The 19,095-nt window shown below is 68.8% G+C and carries 18 protein-coding genes and 2 pseudogenes; 10 read left to right on the forward strand and 10 right to left on the reverse strand.

Features of this window, described 5'->3' with window-relative positions; all coding sequences use genetic code 11:
• Positions 1-496, reverse strand: a 496-nt coding sequence (locus QHF83_RS50360) for a tyrosine-type recombinase/integrase (RefSeq protein ID WP_282425331.1), incomplete at its 3' end; no start/stop codon positions are given.
• Between the two features lie 62 nt (positions 497-558).
• Between QHF83_RS50360 and QHF83_RS50365 the strand changes: the two genes are divergently transcribed.
• Entirely contained in the window at positions 559-1,197 is a 639-nt protein-coding gene (locus tag QHF83_RS50365) for a hypothetical protein (RefSeq protein ID WP_282425332.1), read from the forward strand.
• A gap of 577 nt (positions 1,198-1,774) precedes the next feature.
• Here QHF83_RS50365 and QHF83_RS50370 read toward each other — a convergent pair.
• The gene (locus QHF83_RS50370) at positions 1,775-1,954 is read right to left on the reverse strand and encodes a hypothetical protein (protein WP_282425333.1); all 180 of its coding nucleotides are present in this window, start codon (positions 1,952-1,954) and stop codon (positions 1,775-1,777) included.
• 1,011 nt (positions 1,955-2,965) lie between these two features.
• Positions 2,966-3,409: pseudogene (locus tag QHF83_RS50375) on the reverse strand (hypothetical protein); the annotation flags it as partial.
• Positions 3,410-3,761: 352 nt separating this feature from the next.
• Here QHF83_RS50375 and QHF83_RS50380 point away from each other — a divergent pair.
• Positions 3,762-4,394, forward strand: coding sequence for an alpha/beta fold hydrolase (locus QHF83_RS50380; protein WP_282425335.1), 633 nt, complete (start codon positions 3,762-3,764; stop codon positions 4,392-4,394).
• A gap of 25 nt (positions 4,395-4,419) precedes the next feature.
• Here QHF83_RS50380 and QHF83_RS50385 read toward each other — a convergent pair whose 3' ends face one another.
• On the reverse strand, positions 4,420-4,719 hold the full coding sequence (locus tag QHF83_RS50385; protein ID WP_282425336.1) for a hypothetical protein: 300 nt from the start codon (positions 4,717-4,719) through the stop codon (positions 4,420-4,422).
• A gap of 730 nt (positions 4,720-5,449) precedes the next feature.
• Between QHF83_RS50385 and QHF83_RS50390 the strand changes: the two genes are divergently transcribed.
• The gene (locus QHF83_RS50390) at positions 5,450-5,848 is read left to right on the forward strand and encodes a hypothetical protein (RefSeq protein WP_282425337.1); all 399 of its coding nucleotides are present in this window, start codon (positions 5,450-5,452) and stop codon (positions 5,846-5,848) included.
• Between the two features lie 511 nt (positions 5,849-6,359).
• Here the strand turns inward: QHF83_RS50390 and QHF83_RS50395 are convergent.
• A complete protein-coding gene (locus QHF83_RS50395) occupies positions 6,360-7,001 on the reverse strand; it encodes a hypothetical protein (RefSeq protein WP_282425338.1) in 642 nt (213 codons plus the stop codon).
• 360 nt (positions 7,002-7,361) lie between these two features.
• Positions 7,362-9,554 carry a hypothetical protein gene (locus QHF83_RS50400; RefSeq protein WP_282425339.1) on the reverse strand — a complete coding sequence of 731 codons (2,193 nt, stop codon included), beginning with the start codon at positions 9,552-9,554 and terminating at the stop codon, positions 7,362-7,364.
• A 98-nt stretch (positions 9,555-9,652) separates the two neighbouring features.
• Between QHF83_RS50400 and QHF83_RS50405 the strand changes: the two genes are divergently transcribed.
• Positions 9,653-11,971 (forward strand): hypothetical protein, encoded by a 2,319-nt coding sequence (locus QHF83_RS50405; RefSeq protein WP_282425340.1) that lies wholly within the window; start codon positions 9,653-9,655, stop codon positions 11,969-11,971.
• Here the strand turns inward: QHF83_RS50405 and QHF83_RS50410 are convergent.
• Genes QHF83_RS50410 through QHF83_RS50425 form a run of 4 tightly spaced genes read right to left on the reverse strand, consistent with a single transcriptional unit; the run spans position 11,960 to position 13,809 of the window.
• Positions 11,960-12,256, reverse strand: a complete 297-nt coding sequence (locus QHF83_RS50410) for a hypothetical protein (RefSeq protein WP_282425341.1) — start codon at positions 12,254-12,256, stop codon at positions 11,960-11,962. The genes QHF83_RS50405 and QHF83_RS50410 overlap by 12 nt on opposite strands.
• Positions 12,228-13,316 (reverse strand): IS66 family insertion sequence element accessory protein TnpB, encoded by a 1,089-nt coding sequence (gene tnpB / locus QHF83_RS50415; RefSeq protein ID WP_282425342.1) that lies wholly within the window; start codon positions 13,314-13,316, stop codon positions 12,228-12,230. The genes QHF83_RS50410 and tnpB (QHF83_RS50415) overlap by 29 nt, the downstream gene beginning before the upstream one ends.
• On the reverse strand, positions 13,313-13,444 hold the full coding sequence (gene tnpB, locus QHF83_RS50420) for an IS66 family insertion sequence element accessory protein TnpB (RefSeq protein WP_282425343.1): 132 nt from the start codon (positions 13,442-13,444) through the stop codon (positions 13,313-13,315). The genes tnpB (QHF83_RS50415) and tnpB (QHF83_RS50420) overlap by 4 nt, the downstream gene beginning before the upstream one ends.
• The gene (locus QHF83_RS50425; protein WP_282425344.1) at positions 13,441-13,809 is read right to left on the reverse strand and encodes a hypothetical protein; all 369 of its coding nucleotides are present in this window, start codon (positions 13,807-13,809) and stop codon (positions 13,441-13,443) included. The genes tnpB (QHF83_RS50420) and QHF83_RS50425 overlap by 4 nt, the downstream gene beginning before the upstream one ends.
• Positions 13,810-14,134: 325 nt before the next feature.
• Here QHF83_RS50425 and QHF83_RS50430 point away from each other — a divergent pair, with 325 nt between their 5' ends.
• From QHF83_RS50430 to QHF83_RS50455, 6 genes and pseudogenes are all read left to right on the forward strand, one after another.
• Entirely contained in the window at positions 14,135-14,323 is a 189-nt protein-coding gene (locus QHF83_RS50430; RefSeq protein WP_282425345.1) for a hypothetical protein, read from the forward strand.
• A 219-nt stretch (positions 14,324-14,542) separates the two neighbouring features.
• A complete protein-coding gene (locus QHF83_RS50435; protein ID WP_282425346.1) occupies positions 14,543-15,439 on the forward strand; it encodes a DUF692 family multinuclear iron-containing protein in 897 nt (298 codons plus the stop codon).
• Complete coding sequence (locus tag QHF83_RS50440) at positions 15,432-15,683, forward strand: hypothetical protein (protein ID WP_282425347.1); 252 nt, start codon at positions 15,432-15,434, stop codon at positions 15,681-15,683. Before QHF83_RS50435 ends, QHF83_RS50440 begins: the two co-directional genes overlap by 8 nt.
• A gap of 548 nt (positions 15,684-16,231) precedes the next feature.
• Entirely contained in the window at positions 16,232-16,519 is a 288-nt protein-coding gene (locus QHF83_RS50445) for a hypothetical protein (protein WP_282425348.1), read from the forward strand.
• Positions 16,520-16,638: 119 nt separating this feature from the next.
• Positions 16,639-17,844 carry a radical SAM protein gene (locus tag QHF83_RS50450; RefSeq protein WP_282425349.1) on the forward strand — a complete coding sequence of 402 codons (1,206 nt, stop codon included), beginning with the start codon at positions 16,639-16,641 and terminating at the stop codon, positions 17,842-17,844.
• A gap of 832 nt (positions 17,845-18,676) precedes the next feature.
• Positions 18,677-19,095: pseudogene (locus QHF83_RS50455) on the forward strand (hypothetical protein); the annotation flags it as partial.

Below are 19,095 nucleotides of genomic sequence, written 5' to 3' on the forward strand. Positions count from 1 at the left end.
CGGTTATTGTGCGGCTGCGACGAACCCGCCGAGCGCACGCCGGCGCGGCGAGCATGCGCGTGCCGCGCACGTGGCGCCTGCCATGGGCGCGGATGGTCGTCCAGACGGTGGTGGGCGAGGACTTACGCTCATTCAGCGCCACAAACTCCTCCCGCCCGGCCCCCCCCGCCCTCTCGATCCCCGCCAACAACCTCCCCAGCTCCGGCGCCACCGGCACCTCCCGCTGCCCCGTCTTCGGCGTGTGCGTCTCCCCGTGCGACCGCCCCTCCCGCACGCTCACGAACCCACCCACGACCTCCCCCTCCCGCCGCAGCCGCACATCCCGCCACCGTAGCGCCCGCACCTCGTTCGGCCGCAGCCCCGCGTACGCCATCAACGCGAAGCTCACCCGATGCCGCTCACTCGCGGCCGCGAGGATCCGCTCTACCTCCTCGTCCGACGGTATCTCCAGAATGCTCTGCCCCACCGCCTTGAGCCGTGGCATCCCCTCGGGCATCGCGCGCAGATACTTCCGCGCCACCGCATATCGCAGCACCGACCGGATCACACGGTAAGCCAGTGGAGAATGCGCTTGACAAATCGGCCGGGTCCGCCGAAGAGGCGGAGATGGCCATCGACTTCATGGTAATGCCCCTCAGCCGCTACATCGCTGGTGACTTCATCTCGCCCGCGATGCGGACCGCGTGGGATGCGGGCTTGCCTTACTCGCTGCTCGGCCCTCACGGCATGCTGCAGATCCCGAAGGACACACCCTTCGGTGGTCCAGACGCACCTGCCCGGCGCGAGGCCATTTTGGAAATGCTGCTCGGCGACCTGCGCGCCCTCCCCGCGATCGGAGACGCTTCGTGGGACGAGCGCTCCGCCGCGGAGCCCGCTTTTCACCGCGTCGACCCGGGGTCGTACGAGGCTCTGCTGGAGGAGGCGGCGCGACCTCGGAAACGCGGCCCCTTCGGCCTCTTCGGCACCGCGCCCTCGGCAGTGGTGCACCTTGGCATGACGCTCCTGGTTCCGTGCGACCTCGCAGCGCCGATTGAGATGAGCTCGCCCTTCGAGCGGCGCGTGGGTTCGACCCCGCGGGCGCTTCAGGAGCTGTCGAGCAGGCCGTGGTCGGCAAGGGCGGCGAGCGCCGTCGAGACGCTCCGTGCAGCGCTCCAGGACGCGGCGCGCCTGGGCCTACCCATGATCGTGGACCAATGAAGACGACGCCCAGAACGTAACGGTTTGTCAGGTGCTGACAAACTTTGGTGCCGCAGATCTGGTACAGTCGCGGCCCCGAAGATTGCTCCTGCTCGGCTCACCCTTCTGGGCTTGGCGGTGCGCCGAGCGGTGAAGCCATCCAACCTCCGGAACTGCGTGCGACCGCCCCTCCCGCACCCTCACGAACCCGCCCACGAGCTCCCCATCCCGCCGCAGCCGCACATCCCGCCACCGTAACGCCCGCACCTCGTTCGGCCGCAGCCCCGCGTACGCCATCAGCGCGAAGCTCACCCGATGCCGCTCGCTCGCGGCCGCGAGGATCCGCTCGCGCGCAGGTACTTCCGCGCCACCGCGAATCGCAGCACCGACCTCCGACAGGTCACCAGGTCAAGCTGCGCCGCCGCCGCGCCGTCCACCTTCCCGACCGCGAGCTCGCCAAACCTCGGCAACAGCGTCCCCTCGAGCAAGGCCGCGCGAGAGAAGGAGATCCAGACGCGGCTCCGCGTCGCGCTGGGGTGGCTGCAACCGGAGTTCGAGCGGCAGGTCGCGGCGGAGCGGGCTCTCGGCCATGCATGCGCTACATCCCGATCCGACGGTCACGCCGATCTATCAGGCGCTGTACGCAGGCGAGCGGGATGTCGCCGGGGCCGAGCATGTAGAAGACCGTGACCATCTCGAAGGACTTGTGCGCCACGAGATCGACGCCCGGGAACACGGTCCAGACAAAGCGCAAGTGATCATCGTGGCGAGGGTCCACGCCGGTGATGATAGCGCGAATGGTTTGTCCGCGGAAGGCCCGCCGCGGGCCTGGCGAAGAACGAACGGCAGGTTCGGGCCTCGGCGCGTCTCGCTGGCAGGCCCGAACGAGGGGAAGGGCACCGTGCTACGTGGCGCGCGACGCTCTCACCTGAAAGTCCGCCCGACCGACCGCCGCTTTTGGAGCGCCGGAAGCATGAATGGCGGTGCACCCGACCCGGGCATCAACGGCGCGAGATGCACGACGTTGAGGTCGACCAGTTCGGGTCTCGGTGGCGCTGCGTTATCGTTGGCGGGGGTAACAGGAGCGATGAGAGCGGGCTTTGATTTATGGTTCATCACGTGGTCCCGGTTGGAGCCGCCTGACGCACACAAAAGCCCGTTGCTTCCAGCGCACCATGCGCTAGATGCACATCCACATACCGCGACGATGGCTTTCGTCGTGCGTCGCTAAAGCGACGGGGACGGCTGGATGAGGTGAGCACTCTCCAGCCGTCTTGCTTTGGGCGGCTTGGGCAGATTAGCGTCCGGCCAAACGACCGTCAAGTAACGCTGACCCCCAAAAACACACGGTCTGACAAACTTTTTAATTTTGGCTCCGATGGGAACTTCGACGATCTTCTCCGACCGGCCAAATTTTGTAATATGACACACCAAATAGATCTCATTGATCCGGCCAGGGTGTAGATTCGATCACATGGCCAGTGATACGAAAAGCGTCGTACGTCGTCGCGTTCCTGTTGCAAATATCGCTTAGGTGTGCAGATCGCCCTAGATGGCAGCAAGGGCCGATTCCGCCGGGACGCGAAGGTCCAGACGATGGCGGCGACGCGCGCGGAGGAGAAGCTGCACATACCGCTGCGTCGTCGCGAGATGCTTGTGTCCCGCCATCCTCTGCACGACATGCACCGGCACGCCGCTTCCGCTTCCGCTCCCGCTTCCGGTGGCGCAGTCGCTCGACGAGATCGGCGCGGATCTCTCGGTGCTGACGACGGTGCGGAGCGTGAAGAGGCTATCGCGCGGTGGCGGCCCGCATCGCCTGCGTCCCGGTAGCCGCGTCCCTCTCGAGGATACACCCCTCCTCGATCCGCCAGACCGTGCGCGTGGCCCGGCGCGCGAACGAGGCGTCGTGGCTGACCATGACGATCGCCCCCGGATACCCTTCCAGCGCGCGTTCGAGGCGCTCCAGCGAGGGCAGGTCGAGGTGGTTCTCGGGCTCGTCGAGCAGGAGCGCCGAGGCCCTGCGTCCGAGCCCGAGCGCGATCGCGAGCTTGCGCGCCTCGCCCGGTGAGGGCTCCGCCGAGGCCAGGATCCGATCGGGATCCGTGCCCAGCGTAGCCACGAGCGAGAGCGTCCGACCCCGCTCCGAAGGGCCGAGCGCGCGGACCTCCGCGAGCAGCGCCCGCCGGGCCTCGGCCGGCAGATCCTGCGGCAGGTAGAGGAGCTTGCTTCGGTCGTGGATTTGACCTGCGAATTCTCGGAGTGCCTACCGCCAGGAAGATCGCTCCTCTACCTGAACGTTCCGATCCTCGACGGCGGTTGCCTCGATTCCACCACGCTCGACTCGGCGATGGAGCGCATCCGCTCGCTGCCGCGCCCTCTCTACCTGCACTGCGCGCAGGGTCACGGGCGGACTTGCCTGATCGCAGCCTGTCTCCTGATCGCGCTCGGTCGCGTCAGCTCCGTGTCGGGCGCCCTGACTCGAGTGTGGGCAGTCCGGCCGCGCGCGCGGATGAATCCTCGACAGCGAGCGGCCGTCGAGCAGTTCTATCGCAGGATGCAAACGCGTTAAGCTGCGCGCTCCTCGAATGACGCCACCTCTTTCGCCCGCCGTCGAGACGCTGATGTTCCTGCCCGGTGCGTCCGGAAACCGGCAACTCTGGAAGCCCGTAGCGGACGGCCTCTCTCACCCGGGTGAGCGGCGCTTCTTCGGCTGGCCCGGCTTCGGTGGTGTGCCGGAAGACCCCAGCGTGACGGGCATTTCGGATCTCGTGACGCGCGTGGTCGGCGAGATGGCGGGACCAGTCGTCTTGTTCGCGCAGTCCATGGGCGGGCTGATCGCGCTCCGAGCGGCGCTCGAAGCGCCGGAGAAGGTGCGATCGCTCGTGCTCTCGGTCACGTCGGGCGGCATCGACGTCCACGCTCTCGGTGCGCTCGACTGGCGCCGAGAGTTCACGGCTCAGAACCCGCACGCCCCGCGTTGGTTTCTCGATGCGCGAGAGGATCTCACGCCGCGCCTGGGCCAGATCGCGGTCCCGGTTCTCTTACTCTGGGGTGACGCCGATCCGATCAGCCCGGTCGCCGTCGGGAGGCGCCTGACCGAGCTCTTGCCCGACGCCGAGCTCGTGGTGATCCCCGCCGGGACGCACGAGCTCGCCTCCGAGCGCGCGAGCGAGGTGTTGCCTCATGTCGAGCGTCACCTGCTCAAGCCTCGAAAGTAGCGCGCCTATGTGCAGCTGTGGCGCCTCAGCTGCCGAACGACAAGACCGCCCCCAGAATCAAGAGCCCCAAACCGATGACCCAGGCAGGGGCGAAGCCGAGCCTCGGACCGTTATCGGGCAGAAGGTACCGCTCCGTCGAGCGGCCCATCCCCCACCGCGTCCGAATGGCGACATCACCACCCGCTATCACCACACCGCCCGCGACGAGCGCCGAACCTCTGGCATCGAGCGGGAGAACGCCGGTCAAAGACTCCGACACACCGAACCCGACGAAAAGCCCGACGATGAGCAGCAGCGTCCCGAGAGTCGTCCCATGACCAGACATGCGCTGATTCTACAGCGTGTACGCGTCGTCTCAAACGCACCTGGCGTCGCTAGCCCGATCCGGTAGCCTGACTCTTGGCGCATGAAGACGATTCGGACCGTCCGAAACTGTAAGGTTCGCATGAAAGTCGTGTGTCCGCGGACCTGGGACGAGCTCGCGCCCATGGGACGAGAGAGCGTGCGGCACTGTTTCGAATGCGGTGAAGACGTTCACTTCTGCGTCACTGACGAAGAAACATTGGCTCACGCGCGCCAGGGTCACTGCATCGCGCGTGAAGAACCGGCTGACAGCGAATTGCCGCGCATGGTCATCGGGCGACCCGCCGAGCCGATCGTCCCGACCGCGGAGCAGCGCTCCGCCCAACGCTGGCGAGCTCGAGAACGCGGTATCACTACGGTCCTCGACGGGCGCCTCGACGCCTCGCGCAACTGTCCTCGCTGCGGCTATCCCGTGCAGGCTTCTCGGAAGAGCTGCTACGTCTGCTCTCACGAGCTCGGCCGAGCGGAATAGGGTCCGCTCAGCGAGCGTCTTCGAAACCATGCGCAGCCGTTCGTCTCTTCTCGCGCTCGGCGCCCTCATGACCTGCTGCTCTCACGGCGGCCCGCCGCCTCCACGAGAGGCCGCCTCGAGCTCGCCCAGCGCCTGCGACGAGCTCCCGTTGTTTCGCGTCTACGAGAAGCACGGTGCCTCTCATCGACGAAGCGCTCACCGACTCGAGCTCGATCTGCCGGTGGATCTCCACTCCATCGATTGTGGAGCGCCCGACAGCTACGGACACGAGATGACGCTCACGCTCGTGCTCGGCAGCGTCGCGGGTCGTTGCGTGATCGAGGAAGCGTTCGCGGTCGGAGAAGCCTACGGTCCCCCTGGCTTCCCGTCGGGTTCCTGGAAAAACACCTTCACGGTGACCGGCGCTCCAGATCTTGCGTCCGCCGATCTGCAGCAGGTCGAGCTCCGAGATCCGACCCGCCGGGAGGCGCTCCTGCTCCTCGGGACCGGTTACTACTTCTACGAGGGCGTCGTCGACGGAGGTCGATTGAAGCCAGAGCTCATACCCGAGGAGGCGAGCGACTGCTGCTACGGCTTCACGAGCGCCAAAGCACAGCGCTGGTCGTATCCGAGCCCCTGAACGGACCGATCTCTCATCGAGAGCGCTTAGGGCAAATAACCAGCCAATTTCACCCTCGAGCAGGAACCGTCGCCCCGCCGCCCCCCGCCGCGGCCGTATCCCCGACTACGGCATGACGCCACCACGCGTGGGCCTCGCGCGGAAAGTCGAGCTCGTCATCGAATTCTCTGGCACTGCGGGTACACGTACGCATCGGCGCCGGCAGACAGCGAGCGCGAGACGTCCACCGAAGGCGGCGCCTCAGGGCTGCTCTCGCCGGTGCGCTTTCGGGAATGGCAGCGAGAGTTGCCCCAGGGGCACACGCTTACGCATCGGCGGTCCACGCGCCGAGAGCCCCGCGCGGGCCAACCCTTCGCGAATCGCATCCGGTGTAAGCGCAACGTTTCGCCACCGCATCGTGCTCGCACACTTCGGACACGCTGTCACATCGATGGCGAACACATGTCGCAAAAGCCACGCCCACGGCTTGCGTCGCGCTTTTCCTCCGGTGGCGTCGTCCACATCGAAATGCTCACCGAATAGAGGCAACTGCAAAGGCGCTCGGGGTGGCGCGACGTTCGGCGCTGCCGATGACCGTGCCGACGAAACGACTTCTCTTCGCAATGCCGCATTCGGCGCGAGCACGCCGTGAAACCGCACCATATGAAAACGCGGCGCGTAAATCGGATTTGGACGATCCCATGCCCACAAACAATGCGCGGGGAAGCGAAAGGTAACAGAAAATCGACGCGGTCCCGTCGACGCGTTCCGCGTTCACAACCCAGCTTACAAATCTACCCGTCCCCTTGCGGCACTCGCCGGCATCGCCGATCGCGGCCACCGGAATGGTGCTGGAAGCGAATGGATCCACGACGCCCACACTCGCGTCACATTGCACGGGCGTCGACGATTCCGACGCGAACCAGGCCCCCGGCACGTTCTCGCAGAGCTTTCCGTGCGTCGTCATCGCCTCCTCGACGTGGAGGTCGACGCCGTTGCTCTCCTCGGGAAGGAAAAGCTTGTACGACGCACCTTCCTCGATGGGCTCGGACACATTGCCTTTGAGGGCGGCCTTGCGCAGGTAAAACGACGCCTCCACGGACGTCAGCGCGTCGGGGCCCACCACCTCGAACGCGCGCATCCCCTGCACTGGCAACGTCGTGTCGACCGACACCGTGACCGTACCTGGACCTGCGGTCATGTACGTGACGCCGGGCCCCCAGACGCCAGGTCTCCCTTCGATCGAGCGGGCGTGCCGTCGGCGCCCACAGCGGCGCGCCCGACGGCAGCACCATGGTGTCCCAGCAGTCGGCCAGTTGCTGGTGAAACTGCTCGACCACGAAGCCGGCGACGCGCTCGACGTGTAAGCACGAGCCGATGCTGGAGCGGCAGCGCGGTCGCGATCGGGCGCGCACCTCCGCCCGCTCACGCAGGCGAAGCGCCCCCTCCCCGCGGCGCCTACCTGCGGGCGAGGCGCGGAGAGCGGCGTCGATAGCCAGCGGTGGCGAGATGGAGACTCGCGTTTTCCAGACGCTCAGGCAGTCACGCGGATCGACACCACTCCATACCCGCGCTCCTCTCGCTCCGCCCACGCGGTCAGCGCCGCGAACGACGGATCGACGACCGCCGCCGCGAGCTCGGCGTCGCTCACCCCCTTACGCACCGCCCAGGGGACCAGCACCAGCCGGTCGCCCGGCTCGACCGCGATGTCGAACGCCGGCTGGGCTCCCTCGGTGCGGCCGAAGCACGAGGCGGAGGCGTTGCCGAGGAGCTTCCGTATCTCGGCGCCCCCCTCTCCTTCGAGCATTTCCTTCGTGATCTGGCCGCTCGCGAGCATGTCCTCGATCACGCCGTGCTCGTCCACCGCGATCGACGCCTGCCCGCCGCGCACCCGGTAGACGCGCGCAGCCCCGCGGCGCACGAGGCGCACGAGCCCCGGCACCACGGCGGCGATGACGCCTTCGGCGAGCGCGTCGAAGGCTGGGTCGGCGACGTTCATGGCGGCGAGCGCGGCGTCGATGCGCGCCGCCAGCGCCTCGGGGAGCGCCAGCGGATCGGCGGGCAGCGGCGCGCGATCCAGGACGTGCGAGGTCCAGCGGTGGTGGTGGTGGCGGACGCCGAGCGGCGGCGTCGCGGTCACGACCGGGAGCGCGCCGTAGGCGGGCTCGGCGAGCAGCTCGCCGAGCACCCAGCGGCACACGTCGGCGCCGACGTCGCCGCAGTAGGGGGCCATCCCGCGGAACAGCGCGAACGCCGCGGCGCCGCCGGGGCGCGGGCTCCACACTTCGGCGTGCTCCAGGCCCCGCGGGCCCCACCCGAGCGCGGAGCGGAACGTGATGCCGCCGTGGGAGGCCGCGCGCCGGCCGTACGGTGGAGGCGGCCAGGCCTCGCCGCGCGCCAGGGCGACGTCCTCGAGGCCCACCACCACCGCGGTGTCGCCGAGCGAGAGCGCGCCGGTCGGCTTCATGCCCTTGCGCAACGCCGGCAGGCCGGAGCACACGCCCCGCGCCACGTCGATCACCTCCGCGCTGTAGACGCCCACGTAGGCGCTGTCGCCGCCGATCACCAGCACGCGGCCCCCGTCGATCGCCACCGTGGCCGGGTACATGCGCGGCGCGCGCAGATCACCGGTCGGCGTGAAGGAGCGGGTCGCGAGATCGAACACGTCCACCTCACGCGTCACGCCCGGCCCGGAGGACGGGAGCCCCGAGACCACCAGCGCTCGCCCCTCGCCCAGCGAGACCAGGAACGGGGTGCGGCGCGGGCGCGCGGGCGGCGCGATGGGCTCGAAGGTGAAGGCCTCGGTGTCGAGCACGAAGTACGCGGTGGGTGGCAGGGGGGCGAAGAACCCGCAATCGTTCGCGATCAGGAAGCGGCGCGCGTCGAGGCGCGCCATGACCACGCGGGAGAGCGGCGGTCCGGGGATCGGCGTCCAGGTGTCGCGCGCGGCGTCGTAGAGCTCGGCCACGTGCGGGCTCCGCTCGTGCTGGCCGCCGAGCACCAGCACCCGATCGCCGGGCAGCAGGAGCTCCGCGCCGCCGGTGCGCGCGGCGCGCATTGACGCGGCGCGCGCCGTCGTGAGCGTGCACGGATCGAGGATCTCGACGGTGTCCGTCCCCCCGCCGGCGATCACCACGCGCCCGTCGCCGAGCCGCGTGGCCTTGGGGGCGACACGCGCCACCTGGAGCGGGATCTCGCGTGTCTCGCGCGCCGAAAGCGACACCACGTCGGCGTTGGCGAACGGCTCCCCGCGCATCGGCGGCTCCCCGCCCGCGACCAGCAGTCGATCGTCGTCGATCATCGCGATGGCCGGCGCCGCGCGGGCGCGCGACAGCTTGGCGATCGTGTGGAGAGCGGCCTCCGAGGATCGCGAGGGCAGGCCGCGCGCGGCCTCGTGGATTGTCGGCGCGCTGATGTAGAGGCCGCCCAGCTTGTGGAACAGCAGGGTGACCGGCCCGACGTCGAGGAACGCGAACGTCGACAGCGACGCGGCGTGGGCAGGCCCGCCGCCCTTGCGATCGAGCAGCACGGCGACGTGCACGCCGGGCGTGGAGCGCAGGCTCCACCCGGGGTCGCCCGGCTCCAGGATCACGTGGACCGGGGCCACGCCCGGGTCGGGGAGGACGATCTCGCAGGCCGGATCGCTGCCGATCCGAACCGGCGCGTCGGTGCGCAGCAAGAGGCCCGCGGCGGCGCCGTCGAGCACAGTGATCTCCACGGGCGTCATCGCGCCAGGATACGACGTGGGCGCCGCCCGCGTCGCGCGGTTCGACGTCGTGCCGATCCGGTCCTTGCGGCGTCCAGAGTCCCGTGCGACCAGGCGCCATGCTCGGCCATCGCGACGTCCCCTCCAAGCTCGACGCGATGATCGCACGCGAGCTCCACCTCGGGTACTCGGACGACGAACGGATCGTCGAGGATGCCACTGAGCAGTTCCCGGATCACGGCGAGCCCGTGGTTCGGGCGGCGCTCGCGGCCGCGCTGGAGAAGCGCGCGATCGAAGAGCGAGGGTGGCCCGAGACCACCGACTGCGATCGCCTCGACAGCGCGTTCGCCGCGCTGGAAGCCGAGGGCGTCGTGGCGCGCCAGAGCTTCTGGTGCTGCACGAGCTGCGCGATCCCGGCCATCAAGGCGGAGATGATGGACGAGGAGGCCCGCGGCACCGCGGTGCGCGGCTATGTCTACTTTCACTGGGGCATGCTCGACGACGTCGCCTCCGGAGGCCCGCTCGGCTTGCAGTGCGGCGGCGCGATCGCGGACGACGACAGCGCGCACGGCCGGATCGTCGAGCGCGTCGTGGCCGCCCTGAAGCGCGCCGGTCTCGCGGCCGAAGGGCGCAGCGAGCGGACCGTGGAGGTCGCGCTCGACTGGAAGAAACGCCGGCGCGCGCCGCCCCGGCCCGACGACGCGAAGTCGATCGAGGAGCACGTGGCGGCGTGGGAGCGCGCGTTCGCGACGGCGATCCTCTGCTGCGTACCGAACATGTTCCCGATCGAGCTGGGGCCCGCGCTGGTGTCGGTCGGCGCCGGCGCGCTCGCGGCGCGCTTGGCCTCCCGGAGCACCCGTGCCGGGATGGCCGATATCACCGCGCGCGCCTTGGCCGGCGCCGGCGAGGAGGCGCTCGCCCGCGAGGTGCTGCTCGCGGCGTACCGCCGGCATCCGTCGGTCGACCGCCGGTGGGACAATGACCTCACCACGGCGCTGACCCGCGATCCCGCGCTCTCGTACATCGCTCTCCTCCTGCGCGGCGGCCTTTCGGACGACGTCGTCGCGCGCGTCGCCGTCGCCCGCATCAGTCCCCTGCCGCCCACCATCTTCGCCGCGGCGGCGAAGGCATGGCTCGCGTGCCTCATGCGGGAGGCGGGCCGGCCCATCTCGAAGTACCAGGAGGATCGCTGGATCGGCGATTCGCGCGCTGTCTGGTCGTACGACGAGAGGACCCCCTACGAAGGGCGCGATGCCCGCGAGGGCCGCGTGCTGCTCGCGGCCGCGCTGTGGTCTTACCTCACGCCGGAGGAAAGCGAGGGCTACACAGACCCCGCGTTCGGGTGGCTCTGGTCCAGCGAGGAGCTCATCGAAAAGCCCCAGTCGCTCGCGCGCCGGGGCGCGTTCCGCGCGTGTGCGATCGCGAACGATCTCGAAGCGCGCCTCGACGAGGTGGAGGGCGGCGCCGTGCCGGATCTCATGGAGGAGATGATCGCGGCCGGCGAGATCGACATGGCGCGCGCGCTGCTTCCGAAGATCGATGGCGACGACCGGACGCTCGCCCTCATCGCGCTCGGCGAGCTGCCGTCCGTGGACGTGAACGCCACGAAGGAGCGCATCCGCGAGCTCGAGACGTCCTACCAGGATTGCCTCATCACGTACGCCGAGTGGGAGCGGGGGCCGGTCGTCGCGGCCCATGCCCTCGCCGCGAGCGGAGATCCCGAGTCCGCGTTGGCGCTGCTCACCGCGAGCCTCGAGGAGAAGGTGGCGGAGAGCAAAGCGGAGGTGGCCGCGGCGCGCGCGACCCTCGACCAGGCCGCCGCCGCGTCGTTCGAGATCGACTGGACAGCGCGCGCGCAGGACGTCTCCCCGGAGTGGACGCCGACGGACGAGCGGAGGCTCGAGAGCACAGCTCGGGAGCTCACCGCGCCCGAAGCGCAGGGCCTCATGCAGGTGAGGCAGCGCATGCGGTCGCTTTCGCGGTTGCTGGTGAAGCTCGCGGCCGTCGATCGCGAGCGCAGCAGCAAGATCTTCGACGACGTGGTGGACCGCTGGGGCGTGGGCCAGGCGTGGTGGGGGGAATGCGTGACGGTGATGATGGCCGTCGGTCGCCTCGACGAGGCGCTGAAGCACGATCGAGCTCCGGAAGCGCCGTCCATGGGTCGGCGCTCGATGGAAATCGCGCGATTGCTGCTGCTCGCCGGGCGGCGCGACGACGCCCTGGAGCGGCTCATCGCCTTCATGGCGAAGGGGGCGTGGCCCCGCGAGCTGCTCGACGTGGGCCTCATGCTCCTCTCGCTCGCTCCGCCCGAGAAGCGCCCCGCGATCGCGGCGCGCCTCCGCGCCGCGTACGACCGCGCCATCGTAGTGCTCGACGAGCTGGCTCCGCCTCCGCAAGCGGCGCCGTGCAGGGCACGGCTACTTCGCTCAGCCTGGTAGCGTCGTCGCGGTCCCGGCCGACGGGACGAGCACGGTGGCGAGCACGCCGAGGTCGAACTCGCTCCCGATGGCGGCGGCGAGGCGGAGGGCTTCCTGCGTGGTTCGCGGCAGGCGGGCGATGGTGCGCACCATCAGATCGACGACGTTTTCGCTGTAGGCGAGCTCGTCGAGTCGTTTGAGGTCCCAGTAAAAACCCGTCCCGGGCTGTTCTCCGATCCGGCCAACCTGATCAGCAACCCCAACGACATCAACACCGTCACCGCCTTCGATTACCTCGGTTGGCACTATCCGCTCCGGAAGGGCGTCGAGGACGAATGTGCACTCGCCTTCCTCGGAGCCGCGTCCGACGACCCAGTCGTAGCCCAGGCCTCCGAGGACGCGCTCGCCGACCTGAAGGCGAAGGATCTGGCGAGGACGTTGATCTTGGACGACTAAAGCGCGAGCACATCGCCGCAGTGATCAGGCCGCGGGTGCCTCCCGCGAGCGGGACAAACTGCGCCACGAGCGCGACGAGTATCGCAAGCTCTACGAGCTCGCCAGCATCGAGCTCGAGCGGCTTCGTCGCCATATCTTCGGCCGCAAGGCCGAGCAGGTCGATCCTGCGCAGACGCAGCTCGCGTTCAACGCGGTCGACCTCCTCCGACTCCTCGAATTGCCCCTCCCACGCCTCGAGCGCGCCGCCGCACGAGCCGCAGACCTTGTCCGCCTCGTCGAGCTCGTGCACGACCTCCACGATTGGCAACGATGGCTGCGCCTTCGGGCCGTGGCCCTTCTGCGGCGGCTTCGGCGGTGTTGGCGGGACGTCTTGCTCATCGCCGCCACGCCGCTCCGACTTCTCACCGAAGAGCAGGCGGTTCTTCTGGGCAATCTGCTGCTCGAGCTCGGCGATGCGCAGCTTGAGCTGCTCCGGATTGCCACCCTTGAGCGCGAGGAGCTCAGCGGTCAGCTCGATGATCTTCTTGGCGTGCTTCTGGTTCTCCCGCTCGAGCAGCAGCGCCGCTTGCCGGAGGACTTCGGGGTCATTCTCGGTATCGAAACGCATCGGGGCTCGACATGCATATGTCGTCAGACCCCTCGAACGTACCGACGGTTGGCGAAAAAAGCTCAGCCCCAGCGCAAGACCCGATTGGCGGGTGTATACGCCGGCGGCGAGAGCGGCATTCGCCCGAATGAGTTCGCTGCCTTCGAGGAGCAGCGCAAGCTCGCTCGTGGTGAGCACGAGCGGGCCGTCCCCAGGTCGCGCCCACGGCGCCGCGAATCGCCCCTTCGCGAGCCGCTTCGAGAAGAGGCAAAGCCCCGTGCCGTCCCAAAACAACACCTTGGAGCGCTCGCGGGACCGGCTCACGAAGAGGAAGACATCACGTTGCGGCGCATGCCCTGCGCGACGAGCGCGGTGAGCGTATCGAACGATTTGCGCATGTCGACCGGCTCTCGATACGCGTAGACCCTGACCTGCCTCGTCGAGCCAATCACGACAGCCTCCGGAGCAGCTCGGCGAGCGCGTCGAGGTCGAGTCCCTCGACACGTAATCCCGAGCGGTGCTGCACGACGAAAGGTCCGCCTGCCCGCGTCGCCGGGACGTCAATGACTTCAACGGGCGAAAACCCGGCAGCCGGCAGTTCCGGCGGCGCCGCGCCCTTGGCCCAGCCGTACAACGTCCGCCAGTGCAAGCCGATCTCTGGGCCGATCTCTGCGATCGTCGCGCCCTCCTCACGCCGCGACCAGAAGTATTCGATCGCGCGCCGCCGCACCTCCTTGGGGTACGCCCTCCCTCGTCCTCGACCCTCGCTCCGCTCGATCTCCGCACGAATCGCCGCCGCTCGCTGATGGTTTCGCATCGGGTGCTCCCTTCGGGGCACCAGCGTCGGAGGCCCGAGCTGTCGGTGTCACGACGGGGGTGGACGAGGTCGTACGGACAGCCGCGCCCGCCGCGCGCCGTCGAGCCGGCCGGCGCGACCAGCGGGCCTTGCGTGATCGCGCAACCGGCGGCGCGCAAGAACGTGGATCCATCAGCCGAGCGCGCGGCGCCTTCCGCCCTTCGGCAGGGTGCGCGCAGTGACGTAGCGCGATCGACGACCACGGCACGCGTGATGCTGAGCGGCTCATCGCCGGACGATAGATCGTCGCTCCCGACGAGCTCCGGTGGGGAAGGAGGAGAGCCGAATGACGGGCAATCACGAGAGCAAGGCCGGCACGGAGGTGCGTGCGGCCGAGAAACGCCAGCGGCCCGACGGCGCGGAGGCCGCGCGAATCCTCAGGGGCTCCAAGGCGAAGAAGCCGGCCATCGGTCCCGAATACTGCATGGCCTGCGGGCTGGTGGCCCATGCCGGCCGGCCGCGGGGGGGACCGTGAACCCCGCCCTCGGCCTCGACGCCGTGGCCAATCCCGCGATTGGCGTCTAGCGCGCGCGGCCCAACTTTCCCGTCGAGAGGCTGGGGATCCGGCGGCACGCGTGCGCCCGGTTGCGCTTGGGGCTCCGGACCGCCTTGCGGCTTCCTGCGCCCCCACCGCCATGCGCGCACGCCGCCGGGCCCCTCCTCGCGCGGGATTTGCCTCTTTTGGTGGGATGCCATGAACCAGCGACCCCCCCGCATCGGGCTCAACATCATGGTGGACGACGCCTACCGCGCGGCCGCCGCGCCGCTCTTCGCCGAAGGCCTCGTGGACGCCGTCGAGTGGAACGTCGACCAGCGCTGGCTCTACGGCGACAGCGCTCGCAAGCTCCCGCGCTGGATCGATCGGCTCCTCGACCTCTACGCCGCGGCGGACTGCCTCTACGGGCACGGGGTCTGGTTCTCGGTGCTCTCGGCGCGCTGGGAGCCGCGGCAGGATCGCTGGCTATCGAACCTCGCGCGGGAGTGCCGGCGGCGGCGCTACCGGCATATCTCCGAGCACTTCGGCTTCCTCACCGCGGGCGCCTTCGCCGAGGGCACGCTCTTGCCGGTGCCGAAGACCGAGGCGAGCATCCGGATCGGCGCCGATCGCCTCGCGCGCCTCGCCGACGCGGCAGGCGGCGCGGCCGGGTTGGAGAACCTCGCCGCCGCGCTCGGGCCGGATGACGCCGACGCTCAAGGTGGCTTCCTCGACGCGATCCTCGCCGAGGCGGGCGGCTTCCTCCTGCTCGATCTGCACAACCTCTACACGCTCGGCGTGAACATGGGCCGCGACCCGGCGGATCTGCTCTCCACCTATCCGCTCGAGCGGGTGCGCGAGATCCACGTCTCCGGCGGCTCGTTTTACCGGACGCGCGCGGCGCCCGAGAAAGGCCCGTTCCGCCTCGACAGCCATGACGGGCCGCTGCCGCCCGAGGTCCTCGCGCTGCTCCCGCGCGCGCTCGCGCGCTGTCCGAACGTGGAGGTCGTCTTCTTCGAGCGCCGCGGGGACACCTTTGCCTCGAAGGACGATTTCACGTGCTACCGCGACGACTTCCGCGCCGTCCGGCGCGCGGTGGAGGACGCCCATGGATGATCGCGAGCTCGCCGCGTATCAGGCTGCGTTGCTCGAGCTGCTCGAGCAGGGGCTCGACGCCGCCGAGCTCTCCGCCCGCGCCCGCGAAGATCCGGCGCTCGCGCCGTTCCGGGAATACATCGACCGCTTCGATCCGCGCTGCGTGGAGATCGCTACGGTGCTCGTGAAGGCCTGGGGCCGCCGGCGTACGCCCGCTCCCGAGCGGACCACGCCGCCCTCGATGCAAATACCTGACAAACGATAAACGTTCCGCACGAAATCCCTCTCCACGTCAATGCAATGGCGCCCCAGGCGCACCACGGCCTCGCGTACGCCGTGCCGACATGGTCGCGATGCGGACCATGAAATTCGACGCGATGCGGCGATCAGGCCCCTGGCTCTTGCAAAGCTCTCGGCGACATCGCGTCAAAGCGGCGCTGCGCGTGTGCATGACGGGACGCGGCGCAGGCCCGTCTTGACGTGGCGTAGGCATGATGTTCGCATTGCAAGGTTCGAGCGTCGCCGGAAGCGCAATTCGAGCCAATTTTGCTCGAATTGCGCTATTTTTGCGCGCGACGCCCGCCTGAACGGAAATCCGGCGAATGCTCGATCCGCGGAGCAGCCGGGACCTCGCGCCTCGGGCGTGGCACGTGCGCTGCACGAATCCTGCGCGCGCCGTCCCCATGAAGGTCGGTGTACGGCGTCTGCTTGCTTTTTCCGAGAAAATTCAGCCGCGGGCGTCCTCCCGCGGAGCTTTCGGCGAGGGCACGGGGCCGGTGGAGAACGGGTCGTTTACAACCACTGGAGATTCACATGCAGAACGATGACAGAGCGTTCGTGAACAACCTTCTCTCGCTCTCGACGCAGCTCCCGGAGGCGACCACGTCCGCCTCGGCGCTCGCGTCGGCCGAGGCCCCGCCGCTCGTACAGGGCAAGGCCGTGGCCGCGAAGCTCAACAATCTCGCGGGTGCCGAGCGGAGCGAGGCCTGCCACCAGAAATGGTGGAAGTCCGTCGATTGGACCTCCTTGGAAGCGGGTGATTCCGCGGAGCACCTCTCCTCCGCCGAGCTCCTCGCGTCCGTCAAGGCCGAGCAGGCTTGACGTTCTGATGCTGGGCGCTCGCGGCCATGGTCTGTCGATACGCACGCCAACCAGGCCGCGGGCGCCGAGCCCCGAGCACTCTCCCCATCGCGGTGACCCCTGAATCGACCTGAGGAGCCATGCAAGTGAAGCCAGCCACGCCCCGCGCCGTGCAATTCATCATCAAGGTCTCGAAGTTCTGCAACCTGCGCTGCTCGTATTGTTACGAGTACCCCGAGCTCGGGGACAAGACCACGATGACGCACGAGCAGCTCGACCGGATGTACGAGCACATCGCGGACTACTACGCCTCACTGGACGAGCCGACCACGGTCAAATTCATCTGGCACGGGGGCGAGCCGCTCCTCCCCGACCCCGAGGTCTACTGGACGACGTTCGCGCGGCAACGCGAGATCTTCGGCCCGATCCGCGTCGAAAATACCGTTCAGACCAACCTGACCGTGCTCGACGACGAGCGCCTCCGTCTCCTCAAGGAGGGCTTCAATGGAGTCGGCGTGTCCCTGGATCTCTTCGGTGGCTTGCGGGTCAACCTCGCCGGAAAGGACTCGCAGGATCGCGTGCTCGCCAACATCGACCGCCTGCGGAAGGCGGGCGTCAAGTTCGGGGGGATCACCGTACTTTCGCGCAAGAACGCGGGTCACATCAAATCGATCTTCCGTTTCTACGAGCGGCTCGGCGTGTCCTTCCGCCTGCTGCCGCTCTTCGCGGGCGCATACCCCGATCAGCACGCCGGTTACGAGATCACGGCGAAAGAGACCCTCGAGGCGTTCTGCACCATCGTCGACCTCTGGCTCCAGAGCGACAAAAACCTCACCATCGCGCCCGTGACCGACCACGTGCGATCGGTGATCCGGTATCTCACCCCGGGGATGCCGTCCTCCTTCTACAGCCGGCGCGCGTGGGAGACGGCGGTGGTGGTGAACACGCGAGGCGAGGCGTATGCCGACGCGGAGGCCTACGATCCGGACCATAGCTACGGCAATATCTTCACGACGCCGCTCCGGGAGCTGTTCGCCTCCGCGAACCGGGAGAAATCGCTCCGGGCCTCGGAGCTGCGCATGGCGGCCTCCTGCACGAAATGCCCCTACTTCGGCGCTTGCAGCGGCTATACCAAGGGGGAATACGTCGAGAGCTTCGCCGACTCGCCGCGGGTGGGAGACATCCTGCTCTGCACGGTGGAGCGGGGGCTGCTCCAGCACATCGAGAAGCGGCTGCGGGAGACGGGGCTTTATGGCGACCCGGCCCGAGCCGACCTCGATCGGCTCCGGGCCGAGCGGCTCACCATCGAAGATCCCACCCTGCAAGCGCTCTCGTTCGCAGGCTAGGATTGGCCGCGCGCGAGCTTCCGGCCTCCGAACACGTGAATCGTCCGCGTGCCCGCGGAATACCTCCCCGCAATGCGAGCGCCCCGGGGGACGACGAACTCCCGCCCAGGGGATCCCCACTCGACGCTTGGCCGCGTCAGCAGCTCCGCTTCGAGGTCGGCTCCCCAGAGGCATCGCTGGTTTCATGCTCGGCGTTGAAGCGCGACTCGGTCAGTCCCTCCGCTCCATCGGCCTTCCCGTCAAATCGGTGCTCGCGGAACAGCCTCGGGACGTTTCGGGTCCTTCCCAGTAGGGCTGAATCCAAATGCGCTTCCGTGCGATGCGTCCGGGTCCGTGCGCCTGAATTCGCCAGTGTCCCCGCACGATGTATTGTATGCGGGGAGGCGTCTTTCTGTCGCCGCGCAGGTATGCTCCAATCGCTTCGGTGCAGTCGAACCTGATCGGGACAACGGGCGCGAGCACGTACTCCGTTGTCATAGAATCCCCAGACAGGCCCAACCTTTCTTCGGAAAAAATCCTTTGCCTGTTGTGCCACATTACGCAAATGATCGGGCACATTGTCGAACGCCGATCCCGAACGGAGAAGGGTTTCAGGTGTTCGCACGAGGGGCGAGCGAAGAATGCGCCGTTGCCGCCTTCGTGACGCAGGGGATCGGCGTGGCGTGAACGCTGGTGTCGATTCGGTGATGTGCTCGCGGATGCGGGCTATGGGGCGTGCGTAGAGCGAGCGATACGGACGCGTCCCCCCCCGCGCGCGAAATCCGGCGCCGCCCCGTCGGAATCGTGCTCGCCCGCTGGGCGCACCGCCGCCATCGTGCTGACCATCCCGGCCATGGTGAATCGCCCGATCCTGTACGCATCCATCCTCACCTCCCTCATCGCGGCCTGCGCAGCCAGCTCGAGCTCCCCGGGCACGACGGGAGGCGGAGGCGACGGCGGCACGGACACGGGCAACGTCTCGTCGAAGGGCGAGCAGGCGAACGGCGCGTGCCCGTCGTCTCCCGCCGATCTCCACGGCACCAAGCCCGGCGGCGAGAGCTGCTCCACCTTCGCCGACTGCGCGCCCGTGTGCTGCAACTGCGCCACGAGCGGTGAGCAGTTCCTCGCCGCCGCGTGCATCGACGGCGCGTGCGCGGCGGCGGGCAACGCCTGCCAGGCCGTGGAGTCTTCCACCTTCTGCGGTGGGGGCACAGGCGGCGGCGGCGCGGGCGGCGGCGGCGCGGGCGGCGGCGGCGCGGGCGGCGGAGGCGC

It is taken from the genome of Polyangium sp. 15x6 (assembly GCF_029960785.1).
Classification (GTDB): Bacteria; Myxococcota_A; Polyangia; order Polyangiales; family Polyangiaceae; genus Polyangium.

What these genes read in the sequence shown, in the direction of transcription:
- QHF83_RS50380 (WP_282425335.1), top strand. Translation starts at nt 3,762, where the DNA reads ATGACGCCACCTCTTTCGCCCGCCGTCGAGACGCTGATGTTCCTGCCC.
- QHF83_RS50385 (WP_282425336.1), bottom strand. Translation starts at nt 4,719, where the DNA reads ATGTCTGGTCATGGGACGACTCTCGGGACGCTGCTGCTCATCGTCGGG.
- QHF83_RS50400 (WP_282425339.1), bottom strand. Translation starts at nt 9,554, where the DNA reads ATGACGCCCGTGGAGATCACTGTGCTCGACGGCGCCGCCGCGGGCCTC.
- QHF83_RS50405 (WP_282425340.1), top strand. Translation starts at nt 9,653, where the DNA reads ATGCTCGGCCATCGCGACGTCCCCTCCAAGCTCGACGCGATGATCGCA.
- QHF83_RS50425 (WP_282425344.1), bottom strand. Translation starts at nt 13,809, where the DNA reads ATGCGAAACCATCAGCGAGCGGCGGCGATTCGTGCGGAGATCGAGCGG.
- QHF83_RS50430 (WP_282425345.1), top strand. Translation starts at nt 14,135, where the DNA reads ATGACGGGCAATCACGAGAGCAAGGCCGGCACGGAGGTGCGTGCGGCC.
- QHF83_RS50435 (WP_282425346.1), top strand. Translation starts at nt 14,543, where the DNA reads ATGAACCAGCGACCCCCCCGCATCGGGCTCAACATCATGGTGGACGAC.
- QHF83_RS50440 (WP_282425347.1), top strand. Translation starts at nt 15,432, where the DNA reads ATGGATGATCGCGAGCTCGCCGCGTATCAGGCTGCGTTGCTCGAGCTG.
- QHF83_RS50445 (WP_282425348.1), top strand. Translation starts at nt 16,232, where the DNA reads ATGCAGAACGATGACAGAGCGTTCGTGAACAACCTTCTCTCGCTCTCG.
- QHF83_RS50450 (WP_282425349.1), top strand. Translation starts at nt 16,639, where the DNA reads ATGCAAGTGAAGCCAGCCACGCCCCGCGCCGTGCAATTCATCATCAAG.